The 21,901-nt window shown below is 54.7% G+C and carries 19 protein-coding genes; 9 read left to right on the top strand and 10 right to left on the bottom strand.

Going from position 1 to position 21,901, the window contains the following annotated elements:
* Positions 1-226: 226 nt before the first annotated feature.
* The 4 genes from KXR87_RS03990 to fruB form a co-directional block, all read right to left on the bottom strand.
* On the bottom strand, positions 227-1,336 hold the full coding sequence (locus KXR87_RS03990; RefSeq protein ID WP_437430962.1) for a fimbrial protein: 1,110 nt from the start codon (positions 1,334-1,336) through the stop codon (positions 227-229).
* A gap of 635 nt (positions 1,337-1,971) precedes the next feature.
* Positions 1,972-3,660, bottom strand: a complete 1,689-nt coding sequence (fruA, locus tag KXR87_RS03985) for a PTS fructose transporter subunit IIBC (RefSeq protein ID WP_437430961.1) — start codon at positions 3,658-3,660, stop codon at positions 1,972-1,974.
* Positions 3,661-3,675: 15 nt separating this feature from the next.
* Positions 3,676-4,614, bottom strand: a complete 939-nt coding sequence (fruK, locus tag KXR87_RS03980) for a 1-phosphofructokinase (protein ID WP_437430960.1) — start codon at positions 4,612-4,614, stop codon at positions 3,676-3,678.
* Positions 4,614-5,744, bottom strand: a complete 1,131-nt coding sequence (fruB, locus tag KXR87_RS03975; RefSeq protein WP_437430959.1) for a fused PTS fructose transporter subunit IIA/HPr protein — start codon at positions 5,742-5,744, stop codon at positions 4,614-4,616. Before fruB ends, fruK begins: the two co-directional genes overlap by 1 nt.
* A 385-nt stretch (positions 5,745-6,129) precedes the next feature.
* Between fruB and KXR87_RS03970 the strand changes: the two genes are divergently transcribed.
* Positions 6,130-6,903 (top strand): isocitrate lyase/PEP mutase family protein, encoded by a 774-nt coding sequence (locus KXR87_RS03970; RefSeq protein WP_437430958.1) that lies wholly within the window; start codon positions 6,130-6,132, stop codon positions 6,901-6,903.
* The gene (locus KXR87_RS03965) at positions 6,890-7,978 is read left to right on the top strand and encodes a bifunctional transcriptional activator/DNA repair enzyme AdaA (RefSeq protein WP_437430957.1); all 1,089 of its coding nucleotides are present in this window, start codon (positions 6,890-6,892) and stop codon (positions 7,976-7,978) included. The genes KXR87_RS03970 and KXR87_RS03965 overlap by 14 nt, the downstream gene beginning before the upstream one ends.
* Here the strand turns inward: KXR87_RS03965 and KXR87_RS03960 are convergent.
* Complete coding sequence (locus tag KXR87_RS03960; protein ID WP_437430956.1) at positions 7,947-8,201, bottom strand: YkgJ family cysteine cluster protein; 255 nt, start codon at positions 8,199-8,201, stop codon at positions 7,947-7,949. The two genes, KXR87_RS03965 and KXR87_RS03960, sit on opposite strands and share 32 nt — an antisense overlap.
* Before the next feature lie 220 nt (positions 8,202-8,421).
* Between KXR87_RS03960 and yeiP the strand changes: the two genes are divergently transcribed.
* From yeiP to pmrB, 4 genes are all read left to right on the top strand, one after another.
* Positions 8,422-8,994, top strand: a complete 573-nt coding sequence (gene yeiP, locus KXR87_RS03955; protein WP_437430955.1) for an elongation factor P-like protein YeiP — start codon at positions 8,422-8,424, stop codon at positions 8,992-8,994.
* A gap of 234 nt (positions 8,995-9,228) precedes the next feature.
* The gene (gene eptA / locus KXR87_RS03950; RefSeq protein ID WP_437430954.1) at positions 9,229-10,872 is read left to right on the top strand and encodes a phosphoethanolamine transferase EptA; all 1,644 of its coding nucleotides are present in this window, start codon (positions 9,229-9,231) and stop codon (positions 10,870-10,872) included.
* Complete coding sequence (gene pmrA / locus KXR87_RS03945) at positions 10,869-11,531, top strand: two-component system response regulator PmrA (protein WP_437430953.1); 663 nt, start codon at positions 10,869-10,871, stop codon at positions 11,529-11,531. The genes eptA and pmrA overlap by 4 nt, the downstream gene beginning before the upstream one ends.
* 41 nt (positions 11,532-11,572) lie before the next feature.
* Positions 11,573-12,640 (top strand): two-component system sensor histidine kinase PmrB, encoded by a 1,068-nt coding sequence (gene pmrB, locus KXR87_RS03940; RefSeq protein WP_437431031.1) that lies wholly within the window; start codon positions 11,573-11,575, stop codon positions 12,638-12,640.
* Positions 12,641-12,812: 172 nt separating this feature from the next.
* Here pmrB and uvrB read toward each other — a convergent pair whose 3' ends face one another.
* Positions 12,813-14,834 (bottom strand): excinuclease ABC subunit UvrB, encoded by a 2,022-nt coding sequence (uvrB, locus tag KXR87_RS03935; RefSeq protein WP_437430952.1) that lies wholly within the window; start codon positions 14,832-14,834, stop codon positions 12,813-12,815.
* 750 nt (positions 14,835-15,584) lie between these two features.
* On the opposite strand from uvrB, the gene KXR87_RS03930 reads away from it, so the two are divergent.
* On the top strand, positions 15,585-16,307 hold the full coding sequence (locus tag KXR87_RS03930) for an ABC transporter ATP-binding protein (protein ID WP_437430951.1): 723 nt from the start codon (positions 15,585-15,587) through the stop codon (positions 16,305-16,307).
* On the opposite strand, the gene bioD is transcribed toward KXR87_RS03930, so the two are convergent.
* The 4 genes from bioD to bioB are packed head-to-tail and all read right to left on the bottom strand — an operon-like array spanning position 16,249 to position 19,894.
* Positions 16,249-16,971, bottom strand: coding sequence for a dethiobiotin synthase (gene bioD, locus KXR87_RS03925; protein ID WP_437430950.1), 723 nt, complete (start codon positions 16,969-16,971; stop codon positions 16,249-16,251). The two genes, KXR87_RS03930 and bioD, sit on opposite strands and share 59 nt — an antisense overlap.
* Complete coding sequence (gene bioC, locus KXR87_RS03920) at positions 16,964-17,716, bottom strand: malonyl-ACP O-methyltransferase BioC (RefSeq protein ID WP_437430949.1); 753 nt, start codon at positions 17,714-17,716, stop codon at positions 16,964-16,966. The genes bioD and bioC overlap by 8 nt, the downstream gene beginning before the upstream one ends.
* On the bottom strand, positions 17,700-18,857 hold the full coding sequence (gene bioF, locus KXR87_RS03915; RefSeq protein ID WP_437430948.1) for an 8-amino-7-oxononanoate synthase: 1,158 nt from the start codon (positions 18,855-18,857) through the stop codon (positions 17,700-17,702). The genes bioC and bioF overlap by 17 nt, the downstream gene beginning before the upstream one ends.
* Positions 18,854-19,894, bottom strand: coding sequence for a biotin synthase BioB (gene bioB, locus KXR87_RS03910; RefSeq protein WP_437430947.1), 1,041 nt, complete (start codon positions 19,892-19,894; stop codon positions 18,854-18,856). The genes bioF and bioB overlap by 4 nt, the downstream gene beginning before the upstream one ends.
* 86 nt (positions 19,895-19,980) lie before the next feature.
* Here bioB and bioA point away from each other — a divergent pair, with 86 nt between their 5' ends.
* Together bioA and KXR87_RS03900 are read left to right on the top strand one after the other, a co-directional pair.
* Positions 19,981-21,270, top strand: coding sequence for an adenosylmethionine--8-amino-7-oxononanoate transaminase (gene bioA, locus KXR87_RS03905; protein ID WP_437430946.1), 1,290 nt, complete (start codon positions 19,981-19,983; stop codon positions 21,268-21,270).
* A gap of 65 nt (positions 21,271-21,335) precedes the next feature.
* Positions 21,336-21,812 carry a kinase inhibitor gene (locus KXR87_RS03900; RefSeq protein ID WP_437430945.1) on the top strand — a complete coding sequence of 159 codons (477 nt, stop codon included), beginning with the start codon at positions 21,336-21,338 and terminating at the stop codon, positions 21,810-21,812.
* The last annotated feature ends 89 nt before the right edge of the window (positions 21,813-21,901 follow it).

Raw genomic sequence — 21,901 nt, 5'->3', positions numbered from 1 at the left:
TTAGAGCACATGTTTATCTTCAAACATGTGTTCATAGTAAGTGGGTTTTGTTTAAAGTAAAGCGTGCAAAACGATCCTGGGTTTACAGATATGAAGGCGGTCACAATTATTTAGCCATTCTCAATGGATAGCGTTTAAAGTTGCGATATATGTCAAATAAACAATGAAAAAGGCCGCAAAAGCGGCCTCGATAAAAAATGGTGTAGCGCTGTGCTGGTACGCTTAGCTACTGATAGGTGACGGTATAAACCAGTTTTCCGTTGGCGGTGCCCGCAGAAAGGTTATTTTGAGTCTGAACATAGCGTGCAAACAAAGGGATAGTCACGTTCGGGCTGCCATCTTTAGGTAATGCCCCCTTTACCGCCTGAGAGAGATCGACCACCCCACTTGTACTGCTGCTGGTTGAAAGCTGTATGCCGATCCCGGTCGCCCGCAGGGGATCATTGTCTATATCCATTATCCCTTGTGTGGCATTGATAATGGCGCTGTGGGGGGCTAACGTAAGGGCCCACTCATTGTTAGCCAGCGTCCCCATTGAGGTGTTTGTTGAACCATTAAAGCTGGCGATGGAGGCGCTGGTCGTGCCGTAAAAGCGGGCACAGTTCATAAGCATAATACTGGCGTCCTTCCACTCCGTTCCCGTGCCGATACCGGAAAAGGCATCGACATCATGTACACCCATCTTAATACTCATAGAGCCACTGGCGGGAGTCACATCGCAGGTCGGCACCGTTACGGTAATTCCCCCGGTCAACTTAACATTGTGCAGGGTTACCATACTGTTTTTTTGCCCCAGATTGAAAAGGATCGAGGGGAGATTGTTGGCGGAAATCATACCAGCAGCGACGGTATTTGCGGTTTTGACAAGGGCAAATTGCACGGGATAGTACCAGCTTGTGGTAGGCACACAGCTTAGACTATGCGCACAGTGACTGATGCTGGTAGAGAGGTAGGGAACATTGACGGCGGAATTAACAGTAAATTTAATTCCTATTCCCGCCACCCCTGTTTCATAAATATTTGAATCCGTTGTCGATACTGGCAGCGGCAGCACACCGTAGGTGTAGCTAAAAAAGAAATTATCGGCACTGTCACATTTAATTTGTACGGGCTCGAAATTTTTAATTTGAATTTCTTGTTGATAAATAACCTGCCCGATTGCCGTACCTGGTGGCACGGATATCGTCGTATTTGCCACAAAAGGAACAGTGAAATTTCTTGTCGCATTAGCCGTATATTCAGCTGTCTGGTTAAACCCACACCCTGCATATGCGCAAGTGCCAAAAAAAATAAGCGAAAGTAACATTAACGGAAATACTTTAAGGTAACACAACATAGAAATCCTTATCGTTGTTGTTAATGGAGAAGGGAATAACAATGCATGGATTAATGGGTAAAAAATGGTGCAGGCACCCTCCTGTCACGCCCCGAATCCTACCATGAACGCCTGATTTGTTAGAAGTCTCTGTAATGTAAATAAGCATTTTAGGGGCAAGACAGCGCTGGATCCGCCTCTCAGCGCCAGCGTACACTTTATAAAAATGATGCGCCGCTTTGATTGTCTTTATTTTTCATAACCCCTATGAATTCTTTATTTCTTTATTATATTTATAATGAATGATTCATATTACACCTATCATTAAAACCAGCGCAGTAATAACACAAGCCACTTAAACAGAACTTTATTGCATCCCTGAAACGGAATTAATGGTTACTCCTCCGCCGTCACAGTTAATTGTGTCAATAAAGTAATGCCTCAGGAAAATTTCAATACATCGCCATGACAACTTAATCTGTCGCCCTCTTTTATCATCAAGTATGAAAAATAGCGGGTGTTAAATGCCACCAGGACGGATATCGGTAGAAAAAGCAGAACGGAGGAAGGCACGGATAAAAACAGATGCATAAGCGTGCGGAACTGAGGCAATAAAAAAGGCCGAACGAATCGGCCTTTTGAACTCATAAATACGCTTATGCGACTTTGGCAACCGCTTCGGTTTCCGGACGTTTCAGGAAGGCGTAGGCCAGACCAGCCACCAGGGTGCCCGCCACGATAGCGAACAGGTAACCCAGCACCGGCGTGATTGCGCCCGGGATCAGCAGCACAAACAGACCGCCGTGCGGCGCCATCAGTTTAGCGCCAATCGCCATAGAGATAGCACCCGTCAACGCGCCACCGGCGATGCAGCATGGCAGCACACGCATAGGGTCACGCGCCGCGAACGGAATCGCACCTTCAGAGATGAAGCACAGGCCGAGAACCAGCGCAGCTTTACCCCCTTCCTGCTGCCCTTTGTCGAACTTCTTACGGGCAACCATCGTCGCCAGACCCATCGCCAGCGGTGGCACCATACCTGCTGCCATGATGGCGGCCATCGGCGCATAAGTCTGGGTACTCAGCAGGCCGACGCCAAAGGCGTATGCCGCTTTGTTCACCGGTCCACCCATATCAGTACACATCATGCCACCGAGGATTGCGCCCAGCAGAACGGCGTTCGCGGTGCCCATGCCCTGCAGCCATGTGGTCAGGCCCGCAAGGATTTTCGCAACCGGCGTACCAATCAGGTAGATCATTGCCAGACCGACGACCAAGCTGGAAACCAGCGGGATTATCAGGATTGGCTTAAGGGCTTCCATGCTCGGTGGCAACTTCAGCCCTTTGCTGATGCCTTTCGCCAGATAACCTGCAAGGAAACCAGCGATGATACCGCCGATAAAACCAGAGCCCGTGCTCACCGCCAACATCCCGCCGATGAGACCCGGCGTCAGGCCAGGACGGTCAGCGATGGAAAAGGCGATAAAGCCCGCCAGTACCGGAACCATCAGTGCAAAGGCTGAACCACCACCGATTTTCATCAGTGCAGCGGCAAGAGTACCTTCCACTTTGAACGCTTCGATACCAAAGGCGAAGGAGAGCGCGATTAACAGACCACCCGCCACCACCATTGGCAGCATGTAGGAGACACCGGTCAACAGGTGACGATAAGCGCCTGCGCTCTCTTTCTTACTCTCACCATTGCCCGCCTGCGCGCCGCCACTCGGCTGGTAAGGTCTGGCTTCAGCCTGGGCTTTATCCAGTTCCTGCGCCGTTTTCTTCAACGCAAGACCTGTTGTGGTGCGGTACATCGGTTTACCGGCAAATTTCGCCAGATCCACTTCGATGTCTGCGGCCACAATCACTAAATCCGCCTCTGCCACCTCTTCCGGGGTGATAGCATTGCCTGCGCCCACGGAACCACGGGTTTCTACTTTCACCCACCAGCCGCGTTTTTTCGCTTCGGTTTCGATGGCTTCAGCAGCCATAAAGGTGTGAGCCACACCTGTCGGGCAGGCAGTGACCGCCACGATACGTTTCGGACCCGCACTGGCCGTCGCGGGGGCGGTCGCCGGTGCCGTGTAAAGGGAAGCGTGATTTTTCGCTTCGCTTAAAAACAGCTCCGGGTGTGCCACCGCACGGTTGATATCGCCCAGCCAGACTTTTTTGCCCGTCAGAGCAGCGTCAGCAGGGACGCGTGAGCCCAGAACAATGGCTAAATCCGCTTCACCAGGGTTGTCGATAAACTGCAAATTTGCTTTTTGTGCGGCTGCGCCCAACAGGCTTTTCGCCATGTATGCACGCGCCTGACCGAGTTCAGAATCAATTATCAGCAGCGTTTTCATTATGCTCTCCTGCTGTTAGTTAAAGGGTTTTAAGTCAACACGCGCCATCATCGCGGCTAACTGGGTACGATCGGTAATACCAACGTTGCTCTGACTCACTGCCAGTGCTGCAACCGCCGTGGCCAGGCGCAACGTATGTTCACTGGACTCTCGCATCAACAGACCATAAATCAGACCGCCAACCATCGAATCCCCTGCGCCAACGGTGCTTACCACTTCCATTGACGGCGGTTTGGCGATCCATTCGCCAGAAGCGTTAACCCACAACGCCCCTTCCGCGCCCAGTGAAATCACCACATGGGCAATGCCTTGTTCACGAAGCGCATGCGCCGCTTCGATGACATCCTGCAGATCCGGTAATTTACGTCCCGCCCAGATTTCAAGTTCACGGCGGTTCGGTTTCACCAGCCACGGCGCGGCTTTCAGTCCTGCGACCAGCGCGTCACGGCTGCTGTCAAAGATAATGCACGGGCACTGGCTGCGCAGACGGGTCATCCAGTCGGTGAAGGCTTCCGGGCTTACACCCGATGGCAAACTGCCGCTCACGCAGACCATGTCGAACTGCCCCAGCCAGCTCAGGGAGTCCGCAACAAAGCGTTCCCAGTCTGCCGGCGTCACTTCAAAGCCAGAGAAGTTAAAATCGGTCACTTCACTGTCTTTTTCAGTCAGTTTTACGTTAATACGGGTACGGCCCTGCACTACCTGGAAACGGTTAGCAATGCCCAGCTCGCTGAAGAGCTGCTGAAAGCCGTCCTGGTTGTCTTTCCCGAGGAAACCGCCAACGGTGACGTCAATACCTAAATCTTTCAGCACTTTGGCTACGTTGATGCCTTTACCGGCGGCGTGCAGCCCGGTGGTGCGAACGAGGTTGACTTCACCACGTTCAATTTCCGGAGTGAATCCTACCAGGTCGTAAGCCGGATTAAGCGTAATTGTGGCAACACGTCTGCTCATTACGCTCCCTCCCCAAGGCCCGCGGCGATGGCGTCGCCAATCGCTTTCAGCGCCAGTTCCGCATCTTCACCCTGCGCGGTGAAACGCAGGCGATGGCCCTTCTTCACGCCCAGCGCTACGACTTTCATCAGGCTGCGTCCGTTGGCCGGTTTGCCGGAACCATCGAGGTTGGTCACGGTCACGTCACAGTTAAATTGTTTGATGGTGTTCACCAGCATGGTGCCAGGACGCGCGTGCAGGCCATGCTCATTACGCACAACGAATTCAGCGTTCAGCACATCGTCAGCAATAGCGTCGTCACTGGTCAGCAATGCCAGCAAAGTGGCGGCATCAGCCGCGTGCAGACGATCGGCTTTGTTGGCCTGCAGCAGGTCACTCAGGCGTTTCAGCACTGCTATTGGCTGGTCATCGACCATTGCGACACTCACCAGAAGCGCAACGGTTTCACCCTCAGCAGTGAAGGGGGTGGTCGCCCGGCTAACGGCAATGGCGCTCAGCATATTGCCCTGTGCGCTGTCGTTCAGCCAGATGCCCTGGCCCAGGTTCAGCGGTTGCTCATTGATAGCGCGCGCGACATAAACCGCGTCGACCGCGCCAGCTTCTTTAAGACGCGCGGCGTTCAGCGCCTGCAGCGTCACCAGGTCACTGGCGACCACGTCAAGGGAGAGCGTGTCGTTGTCCAGCTTCAGGGTGGCGCTTTGTTGCTCACCCATCAGCAGCGCACGCAGCTCTTCAGCAGTGGTAGCTGATTGCAGCTGTGCGGCGACGGCGTCATCGCTGAGAACATGCGTCAGCTGACGCAGCAGGCCCAGATGTTCGTCGGAACTGGCGGCAATACCAATCGCCACGTAGGCCACCTGACCGTCACCCCACAGAATGCCCTGCGGAAACTGAAAGACTTTCACGCCGGTTTTCAGCACCTGGTCGCGGGTGTCCGTCGTGCCATGTGGAATGGCAATGCCATTGCCAAGGAAGGTAGAGGTCTGCTGCTCGCGCGCCAGCATGCCCTCAACGTAACCCCCGGCTACGTTGCCTGCTTCTGCCAGAGCGGCGGCAATCTGACGAATCGCCTCTTCTTTATTCCCGGCCTGCTGGCCCGGATGGATGTCCTGAACGGATAACTGGAACATGTGGGTCCTCTCCTGCTGAACTGAATCGTTTCAGCTAACTTGAGAAATAATGCGCCACCCTGAACTGTGTGTAAACCAAGATGACGCTGAAACGTTTCGCGAAGTTTTGACCTTTCCGCGTCAGCACGCAAGAAAAGTCTCATTTTCAATCGCAAAATTTCGATCTACTGCACATTTTATCCCCGAACGTAAATTTTTTGCTGAACAAAGCTGACCGCCCTTTTGCTGATGTTTCAGCTAACGTCAGCTTCAGGCTGAAGCTGACGGTTGAGGGGAAAGGAATAAACGTGAGGCACGCCAGGCAAAAAAATACCTGTCTGTTTTTCGGTTGTGAGGAGAGAGCACGCTTTATATCGTCATGGCTCGTCGACTCAGGAGCTTCAAAATGAATTTTACGGAATTACATGCCCGATCCACCCCCTTGCTTATTGCCAACGTCTGGGATGTGGCGAGTGCGAAAGCCGCGCAGTATGCCGGCTTTAACGCAGTGGGCACCTCAAGTGCCGCCCTTGCCGATATCTACGGTTATCCCGACGGAGAGGGACTCTCCTTCTCTGAACTGCACCATCTGGTGCAACGACTGCTCGCCTGCTGCACGCTCCCGCTCACCGTGGACATGGAGTATGGCTACGGTGCGAACTCAGAAGAAATTGTGAAGAATGTGCTTACGCTTGCTGAAGCGGGCGTTGCCGGTATCAATCTGGAGGACAGTCTGGTCCGGCAAGGGGAGCGGACATTACAGGACGCAACGGAATTTGCCTTACTTCTGCGCGCCTGTCGTCAGCAACTGGCGCGCAGGGGCTTGCCGCTGTTCATTAATGTGCGCACGGATACTTTTTTGTTGGGTCTTGAAAACGCCTGTGAAAAGACCCTCGCCAGAGGCATGCTGTATGCTGAGCACGGCGCTGATGGTCTCTTCGTCCCTGGCCTGACGGAACCGGAGGCAATTTCAGCCATCGTGCAGGCCGTTCCCCTGCCGCTTAATGTCATGTGCATGCCAGCGCTTGCCGATTTCACCACGCTAAAAGCGCTGGGCGTTAAGCGTATCTCGATGGGAAATGTTATCCACCAACACGCGCAGGCATCGTCGCACCGTCTGTTTTCCTCTATTCTGAATGACCAATCTTTTGAGGCGGTGTTTGCCCATGCAGGTGAATGACGAGGCGACCTGTGATACCTGGTACCAGGCGCTGCTTGAACGCGCGCCGGACTATGCCGGTATCTTTTTTGTTGGCGTCAGGACAACCGGCGTTTTTTGTATCGCCACCTGCCGTGCGCGCAAACCCAGGCGTGAAAATGTACAGTTTTATTCGACGATGAGATCGGCACAGGAGGCGGGCTTTCGTCCCTGTAAAGTGTGCCGCCCCACGGAAAACGCCGCCAGCCCGCCACAAGAAGTGGAAAAAGCGCTGGCCTTACTGCGTCACCATGCCGGAATGAAAATCAGTGATAGGGTTTTGCGTGAGCATCAGATAAGCCCGGAAGCCCTGCGGCGCTGGTTTCGTAAACATCAGGGTATGACGTTTCAGGCCTATCAGCGTATGCAACGGGTCAATGATGCCCTGCTGTCGCTGAAATCGGGACGTACGGCCACTGAAACCGCGTTTGACAGTGGCTATGACTCCCTGAGCGGCTTCGGCTATACCTTTAAAAAGTTGACCGGCGCAGCACCCACCGGGGTGGTCAGCGTCATCCTTATGCAGCGCTTTACCACACCGCTGGGGCCGATGGTGGTCTGCGCCACCGATAAGGGGGTCTGCCTGCTTGAGTTCACCGACCGCAAAATGCTTAAGAGGGAAATCGACGCTCTGCAACGGGTATATCAGGCCCGCATTCTGGCAGGAGAGAATGCGCATACGCAGCAGGCCATAAAAGAGATCGAAGCGTATTTTTGCGGGACACGCACCCATTTTACCGTGCCCCTGGATATCCCCGGGACGCCCTTTCAGCAGGCTGTCTGGCAGGCGCTGCGGCAGGTTGGCTACGGCGAGACGGCTCATTACGCCCTGCTGGCCGCAAAAACGGGAAGGCCGGATGCTGTTCGCGCCGTCGCCAGTGCAACAGGGGCGAATCGCATCGCCATTATCATCCCCTGCCACCGGATTTCCGGCAAAGCTGGCGGCTTGACCGGGTATGGCGGTGGCATTGCACGTAAAAAATGGCTGCTAGAGCACGAGGAGGCGCTGACATCGTCTGCGGCGGTTAAGGTGCCGTTGCCACTTCCAGGTCAATGAGAAAGGTCAGCGCCTCTTCCCGGCGGCTGAAGCACATATCAGGACTCGGCTGCAGCCCGGAACACACTTTCGGGCGCAAAGGCGAAGTGAAAATCTTGCAGGTGAAGTCGTCCGCCAGCTGAACGCAGCGGGTATTTGCCGGCTTGCCGTGCGGCATGCCGGGGATCGGGCTTGATACAGAGGGGGCGATACAGCAGGCCCCGCAATCCGGGCGGCATTCCATAATGACAACTCTTTAACCAGTAAACCACCAGGCTACCATTTTCATCCCCGTTACCCTAGCTAATTCGCAAGAAAGACCACTGGCCGTTGTATCGAGGGGTCCGCACGTCTGAAGTCCACGGTGCGAAACGCAAAACTCAGCGATTCCGCTTGCCTGGAAAGGCCCTCCCGAGTAATTTGTCGCGATATTTTCTCTCTTTTAAATTTACAGGATTTACGCGATGCCAAGAGCGAACGAGATTAAAAAAGGTATGGTGCTGAATTACAACGGCAAACTGCTGATTGTAAAAGATATTGATATTCAGGCACCCAGCGCCCGTGGTGCTGCGACGCTCTACAAAATGCGCTTTGCTGATGTTCGCACCGGGCTTAAGGTAGAAGAGCGTTTTAAAGGCGATGATATCGTCGATACCGTGACGCTGACCCGCCGTTATGTCGATTTCTCTTACATCGACGGCAACGAATATGTGTTCATGGATAAAGAAGATTACACTCCGTATATCTTCACCAAAGATCAGATTGAAGAAGAGTTACAATTCATTCCTGAAGGCGGCATGCCGGACATGCAGGTTCTGACCTGGGATGGTCAGTTGCTCGCACTCGAACTGCCACAGACGGTGGATCTCGAAATCGTGGATACGGCGCCGGGCATCAAAGGCGCCTCCGCCAGCGCGCGTAACAAACCTGCAACCCTGACCACTGGCCTGGTGGTTCAGGTGCCTGAGTATCTCTCCGCCGGGGAAAAAATTCGTATCCATATCGAAGAAAAACGTTATATGGGTCGCGCCGACTAACCTCTGCTGATCCTGACGACTGCACTGTCCGTTCAGCATCCGTCAGGCGGTTTATACCTACTCCTGTCCGGAAACGCTTACCCGTTTCCGGATTTTTTTTATCAGCACTCGCCGTTTCGCCAGCCCTTGTGCCTCTCTCGCAGCGGCGTGGCTTTTCCCGTAATCTTAATTTCTTAAGGTTGTCTTAAACATCGCCGCCTACCATGACCGCATGTTCTCCCAGGAAGTGCCGCCATGTCTGGACTCACGCTTCGCCGGCCAGCGTTAAGCCGTCTGCAGTTGATTATCTTTTTTGCGCTCTATATTTCACTACTCTTAAATATCGCTTTTTATCACCAGGCGTTTACGCTTTTGCCGGTCAATTCGCTGCACAACACGCTGGTCTTTTTATCCATGCCGGTAGTGGCTTTCAGCGTGATAAATATTGTGCTGTCACTGGCCTCTTTTTTACGGTTAGAGCGCATGGTGATAAGTCTGTTTATTATCCTCAGTGCGGCGGCGCAATATTTCATCCTGAGCTTTGGCGTGATTATCGACCGCTCAATGATAACCAATATTCTTGATACTACGCCGGCTGAGAGTTTTGCCCTTCTCTCATTGCGGATGGTGATGGTGCTTTTCTTTTCCGCCTTTGTGCCAGTCGCGATAGCCTGGTGGGTGAAAAGTAAACCGGCCCGCTCTTTCTGGCGCGGTATAACAGTGCGAACCCTTAATATTGTTCTCTCCGCATTGTTGATAATCCTGGTCGCCCTGGTTTTCTATAAAGATTACGCCTCGTTGTTTCGCAACAATAAGGAGCTGGTGAAATCCCTGAATCCGTCGAACAGTATTGCGGCATCGCTCTCCTGGTATACGCATAACCGTATGGCAAATCTGCCACTGGTGCGCATCGGTGAAGATGCCAGACAAAACCCGGCCATGCAGCACGGCCCGCGGAAAAACCTGACTATTCTGGTGCTGGGTGAAACCTCCCGTGCAGATGATTTTTCCCTTGGCGGCTATACGCGGGAAACGAATCCGTTGCTTAAGCAGGATAACGTGGTCTATTTTCCCGACACTACCTCCTGTGGAACCGCTACGGCCATCTCGGTACCCTGTATGTTTTCAGGCATGCCAAGAGCCAGTTATAACGAACAGTTAGCCCACCACCAGGAAGGCCTTCTGGATATCATTCAGCGTGCCGGTCTTCAGGTGTTATGGAATGAAAATGACGGCGGCTGTAAAGGTGCCTGCGATCGCGTCCCACACCAGGATATGACGGCATTGAAATTGCCGGGCCAGTGTATTGAGGGTGAGTGTCTGGATGAGGTGCTGTTCCACCAGCTTGAGGAGTATATTAATAATCTCCAACAGGACGGCGTTATTGTAATACATACAATTGGTAGCCACGGGCCGACCTATTATAACCGCTACCCTGCATCGTTCCGTAAATTCACACCAACCTGCGACACCAACCAAATCCAGACCTGTTCCCGGGAGCAGTTAGTGAATACCTATGACAATACCATCCTGTATGTGGATTATATTGTTGATAAGGTCATTAAATTATTACAAAGCAAGCAGGACAGATTTACCACAAGCCTGGTTTATCTCTCCGATCATGGTGAATCTCTGGGGGAGAATGGCGTCTACCTGCACGGTCTGCCCTACTCCATTGCCCCGGCGAGCCAAAAACATGTGCCTTTTTTAATCTGGCTATCTGACGATTATCAGCACCGCTACGGTGTGAGCAGTACCTGCCTGCAAAAAGAAGCGCAGCAGAAAAAGGTGTCGCAGGATAATCTGTTTTCAACCATGCTGGGATTAACCGGCGTTGAAACCAAAGAATACCGGGCACAGGATGATATTTTGACCGCCTGCCGTGGAGAGCAAAAATGAAAATTCTGGTGGTAGAAGATGATGCCCTGCTGCTACAGGGACTGCTGCTGGCCATGCAAAGCGAAGGTTACGCCTGTGATGGGGTATCTACAGCCCATGAGGCAGGACTCAGTCTGACCACCGGACATTACAGCCTGATGGTGCTCGATTTAGGCCTGCCGGACGAAGATGGCCTGCACTTTTTACAGCGTATCCGCCGGGAGAAGTTTACTCTGCCGGTCCTGATCCTGACCGCCCGCGATACGCTGGGTGATCGCATCACCGGTCTGGATACCGGTGCCGACGATTACCTTGTCAAACCCTTCGCACTGGAAGAACTCAACGCGCGCATTCGGGCGTTACTGCGCCGTCATAACAACCAGGCTGACAACGAAATCATCAACGGTGATTTAACCCTGAACGTTACGCGGCGTCAGGCATGGCGGGCTGGCCAGCAGATTGAACTGACGCCAAAAGAGTATGCCCTGCTCTCCCGGCTGATGCTGAAAGCAGGCAGCCCGGTGCACCGCGAAATTCTTTATAATGACATTTATAACTGGGATAACGAACCGGCAACCAATACGCTTGAAGTTCATATCCATAACCTACGCGACAAAATTGGCAAAGCTCGTATCCGCACCGTTCGCGGTTATGGCTACATGCTGGTTAACGCAGAGTGACAGGATAGTACAGGGTGAAATTCACGGTAAAAGGCTGGTCCATGCGCCGCCGTCTGGTACTGACCATCGGCATCATTCTGCTGTTCTGCCAGCTTGTCAGCGTGTTCTGGCTCTGGCACGAGAGCAAAGAGCAGATTCAGCTGCTGGTAGAAAGCGCGGTACATAACCAAAACAACCACCGGCACATCCGGCATGAGGTGCATGAAGCCGTAGCCAGTTTACTGGTGCCGAGCCTGCTGATTATTGGCCTTGCGCTGTTGTTGTGTTTACAGGCCGTCAAAATGATCCTGCGCCCGCTCGCGGAATTGCAGCGGGAGCTCGACGCCCGCACGCCGGATAACCTCCAACCCATTGTACTGAATAATGCGGTGCCGGAAGTGGAAGTCGTGCAGTCGGCTATTAATCAGCTGGTAGAACGTTTAACGCTGACGCTGGATCGTGAAAGACTTTTTACTGCCGACGTCGCTCACGAGCTTCGCACTCCGCTGGCAGGCTTACGTTTGCATCTGGAGTTAATGTCCAGAACGCACAATCTTAACGTTGCGCCGCTTATCCAGCGCCTCGACCAGATGACCGAAAACATCGCGCAGTTACTGCAGCTCGCCCGTGTGGGGCAGTCTTTCTCAGCGGGAAGTTATCAGCAGGTAATGTTAATGACCGACGTGGTGCTGCCCGTATGGGGGCAACTGGATGCGATGCTGGCCGAGCGGGGGCAGACGCTGTTACTGCCGCAAAGCAATCAGGATGTGGCGGTCGCCGGCGATGTCACCTTGTTGCGAGTGCTGGTGAGAAACCTGGTGGAAAACGCCCATCGTTACAGCCCCACCGGCTCGACTATTCGTATTTGCATCGATAGCAGCGACGAGCCTGTTCTGGCGGTTGAAGATGATGGCCCGGGCATCGACGAATCTCGTAGCGGAGAGTTAAGCAAAGCGTTTGTGCGTATGGACAGCCGGTACGATGGCGCGGGACTGGGGTTGAGTATCGTGACGCGCATTGCCCGTCTGCACGATGCTCAGTTTTTCCTGCAGAACAAAACAACCACGCCCGGCGTGCGGGCATGGGTCAAATTCAAACCGGTATCACGCCAGACGGGGTTCAGTAACTGAGCACCCAGCTGTGGCTGAAGGCAATCACAATCGCCAATGAGAGCGCAATGGCGAGAAACTGATAGACGTTTTCTTTTTGCATAGGGACCCTCCGGGGTAGTGGCAGGGAGAGTACCGGAACAACATTAAGCGAACATTAAGGCCCGTTCACCACGTTGTGACGGGCCTCCCGTTATGACACTGCGATAAACAGCTCTCTTAGCTGATGGAGCTTGTCGCGGCATTTTGCCGCCTCCTCAAATTCCAGATTCTGCGCATGCTGCATCATCATCCCTTCGAGCTCCTGTATTTTCTGCTGCAAGGCTTTCGGCGACAGCGCCATCTCTGCTGCCTCCGCCTGCGCAGGCGTGCGTGACTTGCCACGCCCTTTGGCCCGGGTTTTCGCCAGGTTCTCCCCGAGGCTCAGAATATCCACCACTTTCTTATTCAGGCCCTGCGGGGTAATACCGTGTTCTTCATTGTACTTTTGCTGTTTCTCACGACGACGCTCCGTTTCGCCAATGGCTTTTGCCATAGAGGGGGTGATTTTGTCGCCATACAGAATCGCTTTACCGTTGATGTTTCGCGCGGCACGACCGATGGTCTGAATCAGTGAGCGCTCTGAACGCAGAAAGCCCTCTTTATCGGCATCCAGAATCGCCACCAGCGACACTTCAGGCATATCCAGACCTTCACGCAGCAGGTTGATGCCGACGAGCACATCGAACTCCCCAAGGCGCAGGTCACGAATAATTTCCATACGCTCGACGGTGTCGATATCAGAATGGAGATAACGCACCTTCTCCCCATGCTCTTCAAGGTATTCGGTCAGATCTTCCGCCATCCGTTTGGTCAGGGTCGTCACCAGCACGCGCTCGTTGATGGTGGAGCGCTTACGGATTTCAGAAAGAAGATCGTCTACCTGGGTTGCAACCGGGCGTACCTCAATAACCGGATCGAGCAGTCCTGTTGGACGCACCACCTGATCGATGACCTCATCACCCGATTTTTCCAGCTCATATTTGCCGGGAGTGGCTGACACATAAATCGTCTGGGGGGCGAGAGCTTCAAACTCCTCAAAACGCAATGGGCGGTTATCCAGCGCTGAAGGTAAGCGGAAACCGTATTCGACCAGCGTCTCTTTACGCGCCCTGTCGCCTTTAAACATGCCGCCAATTTGTGGAATGGTTACGTGGGATTCATCAATCACCAGCAAACCATCAGCCGGAAGATAGTCAAACAGCGTTGGCGGTGCCTCACCCGGCCCACGCCCGGAGAGATAACGCGAGTAGTTTTCGATGCCAGAACAGTAGCCAAGTTCGTTCATCATCTCCAGATCGAACTGGGTTCGCTGCGTAATACGCTGTTCTTCCAACAGCTTGTTATTATCCATCAACGTCTTACGCCGTACTGCCAGTTCGCCTTTGATCTCTTCCATAGCCTGAACAATGCGTTCGCGCGGGGTGACATAGTGCGTCTTCGGGTAAACGGTAAACCGCGGGATCACGGACTCCACATGCCCGGTCAGCGGGTCAAACAGGGATAACCGTTCAACCTCCTCATCAAACAACTCCACCCGCAGGGCGATGTCGTCAGACTCCGCAGGGAAAATATCAATGACTTCGCCGCGTACCCGAAAGGTGCCGCGCTGGAAAGCCTGATCGTTACGGGTATATTGCAGCTCTGCCAGGCGACGCAGAATGGCGCGCTGATCGATGATCATCCCGTTAGTGAGATGCAGCATCATCTTGAGATACAAATCCGGGTCACCCAGACCATAAATCGCTGAGACAGAGGCCACCACAACCACATCGCGCCGCTCCAGCAATGCTTTGGTCGCAGACAGACGCATCTGCTCTATGTGCTCGTTTACCGAGGCATCCTTTTCAATAAAGGTATCCGAACTTGGCACATAGGCTTCCGGCTGGTAGTAATCGTAATAGGAGACGAAGTACTCCACCGCGTTTTCCGGGAAGAACTCTTTCATTTCGCCATAGAGCTGGGCAGCCAGCGTTTTGTTGGGCGCCAGCACCATCGTCGGGCGTTGCAGGTCAGCAATCACATTGGCGACGGTAAAGGTTTTACCCGACCCCGTCACGCCCAGCAGCGTCTGATGGGCCAGCCCATCTTCCAGGCCCTCTTTCAGGCGACGGATAGCCTCAGGCTGATCGCCGGAAGGGCGAAAAGCGGAATGCAATTTTAACGGTTTACTCATGGACAGCTACCTGATGAAGGAATGAGCGGGCAGGTTAGTAATTTTACTCACCGTGGCGGGAAATGCCAGTCATTAATACTGGATGAAAAAACAGTAGCAATATGCCAAATCTGGACTAGCGCAGGGAACAGCTTGTGTTGTTCACCGTAAAACGGTGGCCGGATGGCATAAAACGCCTGACGAAACAGGTTATCCCCAGAACATTTCCTTTTTTAACATTTGTCAAGTAAGGTGATGAAAGTTTTGTGGCAGCGGGTGACACTTTTTTTACAACCATTGCTTTTATATAACCCGTTGAAATTTATCATTTTATATAAAAAGCCGCGTTTCGCATCAATTCAGGCGCAAGCCGCGTGTTTACTCGCTTGTCGCACTTTTTCTAACTCTAATACACAAGGTTATCCACAGGAATAGTGGATAACTCATTCCAGGCCACATCCACAGCCAGCCCACAAAATGTTAACAACTCCTTTTCAGCCGTCAGTAAAAATTTTTTATCACTTATTTTTGCATGACGACTGTTGACGAAACGGCAAAATATCCTGCGAACGTTCTCACATTTCTCTCATTTGCTGCACCAATAACCATCATCTGCAGCACTGGCAACGTGCAGCCAATAACGCCCTATTTTCCTGAACCGGTGCAGTGCGGGGCAATTCATCAGCGGACTCTGAAAACAGCCACGCTTTGGCGCGTTGGCAAGCGTTTTGCACCTATTACTCCACCTTAACGCAACAACAGGAGCAGGTTATGTTGCATTTACGTTCGGTAAATCAGTATTACGGTGATCAGCATACGTTGTGGAACCTCGACCTTGATCTGGTGACCGGTAGCTGTACCTCCGTGATTGGCCTGCCAGGTATGGGCAAAACAACGTTATTTAACTGTATAACGGGTTTCCTGCCCGTAGAGAGTGGCAGCATGGTCTGGCAGGATGCCAGCGGCCCTCCGAAAGATCTGCTGGCACTGCAGGCGGCGCACCGTAGCGCTATGGGGATAGGTTATGTGCCTCAGGACAGGCGCATTTTTTCGCAGCTCACAGTGGAAGAGAACCTGCACATCGCCCTGCTGGCGGGCGCGACGCCCCGTCAGGCTGTGAGCAGTGAGGTCTACGACCTCTTTCCCGAGCTGTACGCCTTTCGTCAGGAAAAAGTGGCGGTATTATCGGAGGAGAATCAGTATCAACTGGCGATGGCGCGGGCGATGGTGAACCGCCCGCGCTTGCTCATTCTTGATGAACCTACACGGGGCATGGGGCAGGCGTTTATTCATAAGCTCGGTAATTTTATCGTGCGTCTGAATCAGGATGTCGGTATGACCGTCCTGCTGGCTGAGCAGCACCTTGGTTTTATCCGCCGCGTGGCGGACCGGTTCTGCCTGCTACACAGGGGGCGCAATGTTGCCCAGGGGGATGTCAGTCAACTGAATGAAGAGGTCCTGTCCCACTGGATGACGCCGGAGTCAGTACGCTGAGATCGAGATAATGACCGTTATTTGCCTCATCCGGCGCGTGAGAAAGCCAGGGGATCTCCCCGATCAGAGGCGCTTTAATCACGCGCCGCAGCGTTGCGATATACTCCGGGTGACGACGCCCCGGCGGCTGGACATCATTGGCAATCCACCCTGCCAGCGTTAAGCCCGCCTGTTCAATCGCCAGTGCGGTCAGCATCGCGTGGTTAATACACCCAAGCTTTACCCCCACCACAAGAATGACCGGCAACTGCTCGGCCACTACCCAGTCTGCAAAAGTGTAAGCATCGCTCAGTGGCGTAAACCAGCCCCCTGCCCCCTCGACCAGCACCCACTCTGCCTGCTGTTCCAGATGGCGCAGCCCGGCTGAAAGAGCTGCGGGTATTATTGGTTTGCCCGTCGCCGCGCTGGCAATATGTGGTGAGGTTGGCTCGGCGAACGTCCAGGGGTTTACCTCCTCATATGAGAGCGACAGTGTGCTGTTGCGCAAGAGTGCGAGTGCATCGCCGTTACGCAGTCCCGCGGGGGTCAGCTCACTGCCCGAGGCAACGGGTTTGTACCCTGCGGTGCGCCATCCCTGCTTTTTCGCCGCCTGTAGCAAGGCACAACTGGCGACCGTTTTCCCGACCTCAGTGTCTGTTCCGGTGACAAAATAACGTTCAGTCACGGCTGATAACTCCCCAAAATAGTTGATAACTGAGCGGGTAGCCGCCGCCCTGCTGTGGCCAGGCCTGCCGCAGCTGCTGTAACCCTCCCCGCGTTAATCCTGAACGACGTCCGGCATGAAGATGGGTTGCCCCAATGCCTTTGAGCGAACGCATCGCCTGCGTCACCTCATCAAAATGCAGGGTGAGAGTTTCCACACCGGCCTGATAACGCCGCCCTGCAAGCGCGGCATGGATCTGCTCAATAGCCATAAAGCGATTAGCATGAGGCAGACCATCTACCGCCCGCCACGCCTGGTTCAGCTCCGGTAGCGAGCCGTGCGCGAGGGTGGTAAAGGCCACATACCCGCCCGGACGAACCACCCGGCAGAGCTCGTTTACCGCCTGACGCAGCGAATTGCACCACTGCACAGCCAGGTTGCTCCAGGCAAGGCAAAACTGCCCGTCAGGGAAGGGCATGGCTTCAATATCACCCTGTACGTAATGGTGTGCCGTTTGCTGCTGACGGGCTTCATCCAGCATGGGCACGCTGAGATCGAACGCGGTGACCTGCGCCCCCAGACGTCGCCAGTAGTGCCCTGTCGAACCGGGGCCGCATCCGGCATCCAGTACATTGCGAACCGGAATGTTGCCCAGACGGGAGAGCAGCAGTTCAGTGCTCTGGCGCTGCACGTCGTCGTGTTGCCGGTAGTGTTGCGCCGCCCGCCCGAAGGCACGGGCCACGGCCTGCTTATTGACTGGCGTCATTCAGCACCTCCAGCAACTGCGTGATATCTGCGGCTTCATGGGCCGCAGTAAGTGTAAGGCGCAGACGGGCGGTCCCCGCGGGCACCGTCGGCGGTCGGATGGCCGTGACCCAACATCCGCGATCGCGCAGGGCGCCGGCCAGCATGAGCGCGCGGCTGTTTTCACCCACCCTTAACGGCTGAATGGCACTCTGCGATCCGCTTATCGTTAACCCCAGCGACGATGCGCCAGCGCGAAACTGGGCAACCCGTTCAGCAAGCTTTTCGCGTCGCGCATCGCCTTCTGCACTGCGGATGACGTTGAGCGACGCCAGAAGCGCCACCGCCTGAGCAGGCGGCATTGAGGTGCTGTAAATCAGGTGGCGGGCGAACTGCAATAAATAATCGGCTACCGGTTCACGGCAGAGCACGGCCGCTCCGCTCACGCCCATGCCCTTACCAAAGGTGACGACCAGGATATCGGGCATGACCTGTCGGGCATGACAGCTGCCGCGTCCGGCCTCACCCCACACGCCAATGCCGTGCGCATCATCAACCATCAGCCAGCCCCCGGCGCTGCGCGTCAGGGCGTAAAGATCGGCGAGTGGGGCCGCATCGCCGTCCATGCTGAAAATACCCTCAGTCACCACCAGTTGCTCTCCGGCAACAGGCTTTTGCAGCAGCGTGGCAAGGTGGGCGGTGTCGTTATGGTGAAACCGGCGTAACCGGGCGGGACTGCGATCGGCAGCCTCCAGTAACGATGCGTGACTGAGCCGGTCGGCCAGGATCCGATCATCTTTAGCCATCAGAGCCGTAATCACGGCCTGATTGGCGGCAAAACCGGAGATAAACAGCAGTGCCCGCGGGTAGCCGAGCCACTCCGCCAGCGCCTCTTCGAGCTCGCGATGAGCAGCGGTATAGCCACTGACGTGACCCGATCCGCCACTGCCCACGCCGTAGCGTTCAGCGCCCTGTTGCCAGGCGCGAATCAGCGCCGGGTGCTGGCTGAGTCCCAGATAATCATTACTGGAGAAATTGAGGTAGCGGTGTGCCTCCTGAATCAGCCAGCGCCCTGCGCCCTGCCCGACGCAGTGGCGCGTTCGAAACGCGTCATTCACGCGACGGGCTCGGTTAGCCTCGTCGATACGTTGCTGCCAGCTCACAGGGCGGCCGCGTTATAGAACTGCTCAGTGTCAGCATGCAGCAGTTGCTGTTCCAGATGTTGCTGCTGCTCGTTATCTCCGGCCTGTACATCCGTCTGCTGCGGGTTAAGCCCCAGTTTGCGGAACAACTGCACGTCTTTGTCTTCCTCCGGATTGGGTGTAGTCAGCAGTTTGCAGCCGTAGAAAATGGAGTTTGCTCCGGCCATAAAGCACATCGCCTGGGTTTGCTCGTTCATCTGCTCACGCCCGGCTGAGAGACGCACGAAGGAGGTCGGCATCATGATACGGGCCACAGCAATGGTGCGGATAAATTCAAAGGCATCAACGTCATCGGTATCCGCAAGCGGCGTCCCCTTAACTTTCACCAGCATGTTAATGGGTACGCTCTCCGGCGGGGTCGGCAGATTCGCCAGTTGCAGCAGAAGTCCGGCGCGGTCTTTCACCGTTTCTCCCAGCCCGACAATCCCACCAGAACACACTTTGATGCCGGCATCCCGCACTTTACCGAGGGTATCAAGACGCTCCTGGTACGTGCGGGTGGTGATGATGTTGCCGTAAAACTCCGGCGAGGTATCGAGGTTGTGGTTGTAGTAATCCAGCCCCGCCGTGGCCAGACGCTGAGCCTGACTGTCGCTGAGCGTGCCAAGGGTCATGCAGGCCTCAAGCCCCATTGCTTTGACCCCTTCAACCATCTGCTCAAGGTAGGGCATATCGCGATCGTGAGGGTTTTTCCAGGCCGCGCCCATACAAAAACGGGTCGATCCGGCGTTTTTCGCTTTGCGGGCAGAGTCCAGCACCTGCTCCACTTCCATCAGGCGCTCGGCTTCCAGCCCGGTTTTATAGCGCGCACTTTGCGGGCAATATTTGCAATCTTCCGGGCATGCGCCGGTTTTGATCGACAACAGCGTACTGACCTGCACCTGGCGCGGATCGAAGTGCTGACGATGCACGATTTGGGCCTCGAACAGCAGTTCAAGGAGAGGTTTATCAAAAAGCTCAGTGACCTGCGACAGTGTCCAGCGTGCGTGGTGAGCCATAGGGCGTCTCCAAAGGGTGTTGTAAAAATTCGATTCGGGTTATACTCGTAAACCTAAATGTTTTCAATTTGGTTTACAAGTCGATTATGACAGCGGACGATCTTGCCTTTGACCGGCGCCATATCTGGCACCCCTATACCTCTATGACCTCTCCTCTGCCGGTTTATCCGGTCCAGTCCGCGCACGGCTGCGAGCTTCTGTTGAGCAGCGGCGAGCGTCTTATCGACGGCATGTCCTCCTGGTGGGCGGCGATCCACGGCTATAGCCACCCGGTACTGAATGCGGCGATGAAAGCGCAGATTGATGAGATGTCGCATGTGATGTTTGGTGGTATTACCCATTCGCCCGCCGTTACGCTGTGCCGCAAACTGGTGGCAATGACCCCGGATAACCTGGAGTGCGTGTTTCTGGCCGATTCCGGCTCGGTCGCGGTGGAAGTGGCGATGAAGATGGCCCTCCAGTACTGGCAGGCAAAAGGGGAGCCTCGTCAGCGATTTCTTACCTTTCGCAATGGCTACCACGGCGACACCTTTGGTGCGATGTCAGTCTGCGACCCGGATAACTCCATGCACAGTCTCTGGCAGGGTTATCTTCCTGAGAACCTCTTTGCCCCCGCACCGCAAAGCCGTTTCGACGGCGAGTGGGATGAGCACGATCTGGTGGGTTTTGCCCGTCTGATGGCAGCGCATCGCCATGAGATTGCCGCCGTAATTCTGGAGCCTGTCGTACAGGGCGCGGGCGGCATGCGGATGTACCATCCCGCATGGCTCAAACGCATCCGTAAAATGTGTGACCGGGAAGGCATTTTGTTGATTGCCGATGAGATAGCCACTGGCTTTGGTCGCACCGGAAAAATGTTTGCCTGCGACCATGCAGGGGTGGCTCCCGATATCCTCTGCCTCGGTAAAGCGCTGACCGGCGGCACCATGACGCTGTCGGCTACCCTTACCTCCCGCGCGGTCGCTGACACTATCAGCAACGGTGACGCGGGTTGTTTTATGCATGGCCCGACCTTTATGGGCAACCCATTGGCCTGCGCTGCGGCCAACGCCAGCCTGAGCCTGCTGGAGAACGGGGAGTGGCAGTCACAGGTTGCCGCTATTGACGCGCAGCTACGGACAGCCCTCTTACCGGCCCGTGCAAGCCACAACGTAGCCGACGTGCGTGTACTTGGGGCGATTGGCGTCGTTGAAACGACAAAAGCAGTGAACATGGCCGCCCTGCAGCGTTTCTTCGTCGATGAGGGGGTCTGGATCCGCCCGTTTGGACGCCTGATTTACCTGATGCCGCCTTACGTCATCTCCCCCGAACAGCTCACCTGCCTGACGGATGCGGTGACGGCGGCCGTCTGGCGTGACGATCTCTTTATGGCTTAAGCGTGGCTTGCGTTGGGTGTAAATGGACTAAAATAGAAGGCTGACAATCGACCTGCGGAGGTGAAATGAAACTGGTAAGCCATGACTTACACGACGGGGATAAACTGCATCATCGTCATGTCTTCAACGGCATGGGTTATGACGGTGATAATATTTCTCCCCATCTGGCATGGGACGATGTGCCCGCCGGCACCAGGAGCTTTGTGGTGACCTGTTACGATCCGGATGCGCCTACGGGTTCCGGCTGGTGGCACTGGGTGGTGGTGAATCTGCCTGCGGATACCCGTGTGCTGCCCCAGGGATCAGGTTCGTCACTGACCGCCCTGCCGGAGGGTGCGCTTGAGACCCGTACCGATTTTGGCACGGCAGGCTATGGCGGTGCCGCACCACCAAAGGGTGAGACGCACCGCTATGTTTTCACTGTTTTCGCGCTCAATGTTCCCGCCCTTGAGGTCGACGAAAATGCCAGCGGCGCAATGGTCGGTTTTAACGTCCATTTCCATACCCTGGCCAGTGCCTCCATTACCGTGTATTTCAGCTAGAACATCACTGAATTGAAGCCGATTTGCACAATCGGCTTCCCGTTTCGCTCAACTTAGTATAAAAAAGCAGGCTTCTGAGGAATTCATTT

This window comes from Yokenella regensburgei (assembly GCF_051486985.1).
Lineage (GTDB): Bacteria > Pseudomonadota > Gammaproteobacteria > Enterobacterales > Enterobacteriaceae > CBFFRJ01.
Note: the sequence above shows the minus strand (reverse complement) of the source record. Positions and strands in the feature narration are given on the sequence as shown.